Genomic DNA, 6,236 nt, shown 5'->3' with positions numbered 1-6,236 from the left:
GGTGGCACAGACCGCCTGACAACGACACGACAGCGAACCAGTTGCGAGGGCGATGAAAGCGTGATGGCGACCGGTCTATCCAACGAACGGCAAAACCCACAACAAGTCATGGCCCGCGAGGTCGTTGAATTGATCGGGAGCCGTTTCGCGGATCACATCATGGCCAGCGGTCAGAGTGCCGCACAAACAGGCCGGACACATGACTGCACCCGACCGGGGCGTGATTGCGTGAAAATCTCCTTGCAACGCAGGGGCCGTCCACACATGACCGGTTGTATCGCCCCTCTGCCTTAGCGCCCGCATCCGCGGGCTTGGCCGCCGCCGCAATGGCGGCAGAATACCGGCCAACGAGTCACATCAAAGGCTGGCCGGTAAAACCTCGGTCAGGGTGACGAAGATAAAGCCGCCGACGATGGCGGTGAACAAGACGACCGCGACCAGCCCTTTCCATCCCAGCGCCTGCTGGCGAAACAACAATCCGGCGGTGGTCAGGATCGCCACCATGCCGAAAGCCACCGCGATCTGTGAATCGTTCATCGGGTCCCTCCCTGCCAAAGGCGGTCAGGGTGAGCCATCGCCAAGGTCGGCGCCGTGATGACGGTCAAGCAATGAAAAAGGGGGCCGCTGGCCCCCTTTCCCCGAAACAGCGCGGAACCGGCCTACTTGGCCTTGTTCCAGGCGCAATATTCCTTCTTGGCCCGCGGGTCGGTGAACGCTCCCTTGTCGTCGGACAGCTGGCGCCACGCGACCGATCCGTCCGGCATGCACACCGGGTCGAAGAAGGAACCGGCCGGTTCGCCACGGCCGGCACAGGCGGCCAGGGCAAGGGTAAGCCCGAGAGCAGCAATAACCTTCATGCATGTCCTCCTTCGTAAAGTCATCAATCAGACGCAATAATGCGCCGTGCGATCATTAGGAGCCGATTCCGCTAAAGAGTCTAGAGGGGTTCTGGAAAAATCCGCCCTTGGCCTTGTTAGTTCAGCCTAAATCCGTGTCGGGCGAAGATGCCCTTCGCCTCGGGTCCGGCCAGGAAGGCCAGGAACGCCTTGGCGGCCGGGGAAGGGTTGCCGGCCACCAAGGCCGCCGGATAGACCACCGGGGCATGCAGGTTGGCCGGGAAGGTGGCCAGCACCTTGACCTTCTTCGACATCGCCGCGTCGGTGGCATAGACCACGCCCAACGGCACCTCGCCGCGTTCGACCAGGGCCAAGGCGGCGCGGACGCTATCGACCCGGGCCAGCCTGGGCTCGATCTGGTTCCATTGCCCCAGCGCCTGGAAGGCCTGGCGGGCATATTTCCCCACCGGAACGTGATCGGGGTCGCCGGTGACGATGCGGCCGTCGCCGGCCAGCTTGGCCAGCGAGGTGGCGGAATCAATGGCCACCCCGGAAAGCTTCGAATCGCTGGGCGCGATCAGGACCAGGCCGTTGCCGAACAGGTTCATGCGGCTGGCCGGGTCGATCAGCCGGCGTGAGGCCAGGTAATCCATCCATTCCAGGTCGGCCGAGACGAACAGGTGGGCCGGCGATCCGTTCTCGATCTGCTTGGCCAGACCCGACGAAGCGGCGAAGGACGGCTTGATCCGCCCCTGGCCGGTGGCGGCGAAACGCTCGCCCACCTCGGTCAGGGCGTTGGTCAGCGAGGCGGCGGCAAACACCGTCACCTCCTGCGCGGCGACCGGGCCGGCGGCGGCGCAGCCCATCAGGATCAGCGTCAAGGCGTGCAAAAGGCGCTTCATCGGTGCAACCCCCTGGTCATCGAGCGATATTCAACTCGATATCATATCCGTGTGGATACAGCAATCTTCCGGGTCAGGAGCAAGGGGCAGGGGACTTCTTGCCGGTACATCCTTCGGGGGCTTGCGGCAGTTCGTCGGCCAGCAATTGCTCCATCCTGGCCAGTTCGCAGGCCACGGCGGCCTGGGCCTTGATTTCGATGGCGCGGTAAAGGTCCAGGACTTCCCGGCCGGTGGCGGTCAGGGTGGCGCCTGCGACCGAGGTGGCCAGGACCGGTTGTTTCAGGGCGCGGTTCAACTCGTCGATAAGCAGCCAGGCGCGGCGATAGGACATGCCCTGATCCTTGGCGGCGGCGGTGATCGAGCCGCACCGGTCGATGGCGGCCAACAGATCGGCCTTGCCCGGCCCCAGGGCGGCGAAGGAGCACAGGCGAATGCGCAGTTTCAACGAACGCTGATGACGATGCTCGGCCATGCGAGGTCCCCGGATCACGACGGGGCGACGGTAGCATGAACGCCGATTCGCGAGAATGGGGTGATCGGCGGCTCTTCGCGGGATGACGACACCGTGGTTGAGTCTGGACGTCAGCTAAAGGCGTGAACATGTAGCAGGCGGAACGGCGCCGTAGGCCGGGTGGAAGGAATCTGACTTTTGCGTCGGACGCAAATATCAGATTTTCTCCGCCAGGCTATTGCCGACTGGCTACGGCACGGTAGAACCGCTCGATCTGGCGAGTCCGGAGGTCCGGTCTACACAGGCTGGAGGTCCGCAATGTTTCGCGTATTTCACCAGCCCTGGTTCGCCAGTTGGCGACAGAATGCCCTGCTTGGACCGCGATGCGAACATAGTCCTCGACGGTAACCGCGACCAAATCTGTCAGACCCAACGCCTTCAGCATCGAGGCGCTCCATCGTCCGATCATCCGGTCAGATGCCAGTGTTACCATGGGTTTGCCCATCACCAAGGCTTCAAAAGTGGTCGTCGAACCGCAGAACGGGAACGAATCCAGGGCGATGTCGATGCCGTCATAGTGTTGAAGATGGTCGGCGGTGGTCTGTGACTGGGTCACCAGCATCACTTGCTCTGCCGAAGCTCCGGCCGATTCGATGGCCTGACGGATTGATCGTCCCAGATCCTGGTCAGCGAAGCGGTCGTAATACTTGAACACCATGCGGGCGTCCGGCAGTGCCGCCAGTATTCTGCCCCAGGCCATCAGGGATTCCGGCGATATTTTTGCGGGGTTGCCAAAGAAGCCGAAGACAGGCGGGGCTTGACCAAGCCGTTCGTTTGGTGCGCTGGCGTCGGCGGGAAAATTCGCATGGTAGAAGGTTGGCAGCCGGAACACCCGTTCGGCGAAGAATTCCGGTCCGCGACGCGGGGCCAGTACCGGATCGGCCAGAAGGTAATCTACCGTCGACAGGCCGGTCGTGGCGACGTCATGAAGACTGACCTGGACCGGTGCCGGCCTCCACGCCAAGACTGACGGACGGTTTGCGTCAAAATGGGCGGCAAGGCAGACAAGAATGTCGAGACCGTCACTGGCGATGATTTCCGCCGTTTCCTTATCTGACTTTCCATGGATGTCCCGCCAACCGTCGGCCAGTTCGCGGAAGCGGCGGGTCATCTCATCGGGGCGGGCGATATCGGCGTAGCAATGAATCGAGAAGCGGTCTCGGTCGTGAGCGGAAATGATCGGCAACATGTTTCGCGCGACCGAATGCTGTCGGAAATCCGACGAAAGATAACCAATTCGCAGCTTGGTGCCGGCCTTTCGTGGCCGGCGGGCTTTCGGCGGGTTTCGGCCGGCCAGATCCTGCAGCCGCTGACCGTATTGGCGGTGCAGCGCTTCCAGCTCGGCAAGGGTCAAATGGTTAAGATGGAGGGCCGTGGATAGCATGGCCTTCCAACACGTCATGTCGTCGGCATTGATGGCTAGGGCCTGCCGATAATGATTGAACGCCTGGTGGGGGGCGCCGCGCCCCAGCGCCAGGTCGCCAAGCCGCACCTGCACCGACGCATCGGTCGGGACAAACTTGGCCAGTTCTGTCAGCAGTCGGGCGGCCTCGGCATTGTCCGCCTGTTTGTCGGTGTCGGCGCGGTCGAAGGCCAGGGCGCGCCCCATCAGAAAGGTGGCGAACGCCGATACGGTCGCTGGGCCGACCGGACCGTGCGACAGTGCCGCCCGATAGGCCTGCTCTGCCCGGTCGGTCTGACCGCAGGCTTCGTGGGCCAAGGCCATGTTGTGGAACAATGCCCGGTCGGCCAAGCCATGATGCTGGGCATTCTGATAACTCGCCACGGCGTCCGACCAGCGGCCCAAAGCGCTTTGGACATTGCCGAGGTTACGCCAAGCCACAGCCAGGCCTGGGGCGTGCCTGACCGCGGCCTGATAAGCCGCGGCGGCCAAAGAATTCTTGCCGATCTTTTCGAGCGCCGCGCCCAGGTCGTTTTGCAACATGGCGTCGGTTGGCGAGCGCTTGGCCAATTGCTGAAGAATTCGCGCCGAACCGGCGAAATCAGCCCGCTGGTAGGCGATCGCCGCCAACAGTCGCAAAACCTGCTGATCGCCGGGAGACGTCGCCAGCGCCTTACGGGCCTCTGCATCGGATTCCTGCAACCGCCCGGCCGAGAAGAGCTGGACGGCCACAGCGAAGGCGGCATGGGGCGATGGGCGCAAAAGTAGCTCCGGCAGCTGGCGAAATGGACGACGTACATTGGCGGATGGGGTGGGATTCGAACCCACGGTAGGGTCGCCCCTACGCCGGTTTTCAAGACCGGTGCCTTAAACCGCTCGGCCACCCATCCGCGATGCGCTCCTTTGTAGCGGCACGGGCGGCCCAGGGCAAGACAGGGGTCGCTAAGGTCAGGTCGAGGAAGATGCGGCCGCCACATAGCGGGCCAGCTTGGTGTCTTCCGCCACCGTGTGGCCGACGAACCACTGAAACAGGAACTGGCTCATGTCGATGGCTCGGGCCGAATCGACGATGATCGATTCGATATATTGGCGCAGCTCGTTCAACAGGCTGATGTGAATCTGGTGATGGTGGTCGAAGTCGGGATAGCCGACATCCAGCATCAGCGTCTCTTCGCTGTAGAAATGAAAATCGGCGTATTTGAAAATCTCGGTGGCGGTGCGGCGCAGCCGGTCGGGCAACGCGTCGCTTTCGGCCTCGGCGCCGAATTGGCTGACCAGATCAAGGAACACCCGGTGCTCGAAATCGATGCGGGGATTGCCGGTCTCGTATTGCTTCTTCCAAGCCGCGTCCATCTTCGCCCGTTCCGCCTATCGACTATCCGGTTCAGCATAAGCCAAACCGGGGCAGGCGAGAAGCGGTTCAGTTGAGCGGGCTGGCCGCCCCGATCGCCTGACGGTGGAAACGCAGCAGGTCGTCGCGGCTGGGCGGCGTCTTGGTTTCGCCGGCATGGCGGCGCACCGCGGCCAGCATGCGGGCGGCTTGCTCGCCGGTGGGGTCCAGCCCGGCCTCGCGGGCGGCGTGCAGCACCGAGGTCAGGCCGGAATGCTTGCCCAGCACCACCCGGTGGGCGCGGCCCAGGTCGCGCGGGTCGATGGCTTCGTACGAGCGGCGGTCGCGCAGCAGGCCGCTGACATGGATGCCGGATTCGTGGGTGAAGATGGCGTCGCCGACGATGCTTTTGTTGACCGGCACCGGCCGGCCCGAGGCATCGGCGACCAGGCGGGAAATCGCCGCCAGGTCGGTCTTGGCGATGCCGGTATCCAGTCCGTACAGATGCTCGACCGCCACCACCACCTCTTCCAGCGGCGCATTGCCGGCGCGCTCGCCCAGGCCGTTGACGGTGGTGCTGACATGGGTGGCGCCGCCCTTGACGGCGGCCAGCGAATTGGCGGTGGCCAGGCCCAGATCGTCGTGGGCGTGGATTTCCAGCTCGATGTCACAGGCCGAGCGCAAGGATACGAAGATGTCGCGGGTGTCGAACGGGTCCATGATGCCCAGCGTGTCGGCGAAGCGGAAACGCTGGGCGCCGGCCTGCTGGCAGGCCTCGACCACCCGAAGCAGGAAGTCGCGGTCGGCGCGCGAGCTGTCCTCGCCGCCGACCAGCACGGTAAAGCCCTGGTCGCGGGCCTTGGCGACCATGGTGGCGATGTGGGCCAGCGCCCAATCGCGGTCGCGGCCCAGCTTGGCGGCCAGTTGCAGGTCGGACACCGGCACCGACAGATTGATGGTGGAAAGCCCGGTGCGGCTGGCGGCGGCCAGGTCGGAATCGTGCATGCGGCACCAGGCGATCAGCCGGGCCGACAGACCGGCCTCGGCCAGGGCGCGGATCGAGGCGATCTCGTCCTCGCCCATGGCCGGGATGCCGATCTCCATCTCCGGCACGCCGGCCCGGTCGAGGGCGCGGGCGATCGCCAGCTTTTCGGCCAAGGTGAAGGCGACGCCGGCGGTCTGTTCGCCGTCGCGCAGCGTGGTGTCGTTGACGACCGGCGCGGGCGCCGTTTTAACCACCGGCGTCGTCATGGCG

General features: G+C 64.3%; 7 protein-coding genes and 1 tRNA gene. All 8 read right to left on the bottom strand.

Translation table 11 applies throughout. The features are described from left to right. Positions 1–357: 357 nt before the first annotated feature. Positions 358–537 carry a hypothetical protein gene (locus A6A05_RS16765; RefSeq protein WP_068503791.1) on the bottom strand — a complete coding sequence of 60 codons (180 nt, stop codon included), beginning with the start codon at positions 535–537 and terminating at the stop codon, positions 358–360. A gap of 122 nt (positions 538–659) precedes the next feature. Continuing rightward, complete coding sequence (locus A6A05_RS16760; protein ID WP_068503790.1) at positions 660–857, bottom strand: hypothetical protein; 198 nt, start codon at positions 855–857, stop codon at positions 660–662. A gap of 116 nt (positions 858–973) precedes the next feature. Next, on the bottom strand, positions 974–1,738 hold the full coding sequence (gene modA / locus A6A05_RS16755; RefSeq protein ID WP_068503788.1) for a molybdate ABC transporter substrate-binding protein: 765 nt from the start codon (positions 1,736–1,738) through the stop codon (positions 974–976). Between the two features lie 73 nt (positions 1,739–1,811). After that, on the bottom strand, positions 1,812–2,210 hold the full coding sequence (locus A6A05_RS16750; protein ID WP_068503786.1) for a winged helix-turn-helix domain-containing protein: 399 nt from the start codon (positions 2,208–2,210) through the stop codon (positions 1,812–1,814). 214 nt (positions 2,211–2,424) lie between these two features. Continuing rightward, a complete protein-coding gene (locus A6A05_RS16745) occupies positions 2,425–4,479 on the bottom strand; it encodes an O-linked N-acetylglucosamine transferase, SPINDLY family protein (protein ID WP_156521109.1) in 2,055 nt (684 codons plus the stop codon). Further along, positions 4,452–4,541 (bottom strand) — tRNA-Ser (locus A6A05_RS16740). Before A6A05_RS16740 ends, A6A05_RS16745 begins: the two co-directional genes overlap by 28 nt. A 58-nt stretch (positions 4,542–4,599) precedes the next feature. Continuing rightward, complete coding sequence (locus A6A05_RS16735) at positions 4,600–5,004, bottom strand: bacteriohemerythrin (RefSeq protein WP_068503783.1); 405 nt, start codon at positions 5,002–5,004, stop codon at positions 4,600–4,602. A 67-nt stretch (positions 5,005–5,071) separates the two neighbouring features. Continuing rightward, a complete protein-coding gene (gene nifV, locus A6A05_RS16730; RefSeq protein ID WP_068503814.1) occupies positions 5,072–6,232 on the bottom strand; it encodes a homocitrate synthase in 1,161 nt (386 codons plus the stop codon). Positions 6,233–6,236: the final 4 nt, after the last annotated feature.

The sequence above is a fragment of the Magnetospirillum moscoviense genome (assembly GCF_001650635.1).
GTDB classification, from domain to species: Bacteria; Pseudomonadota; Alphaproteobacteria; order Rhodospirillales; family Magnetospirillaceae; genus Magnetospirillum; species Magnetospirillum moscoviense.
Note: the sequence above shows the minus strand (reverse complement) of the source record. Positions and strands in the feature narration are given on the sequence as shown.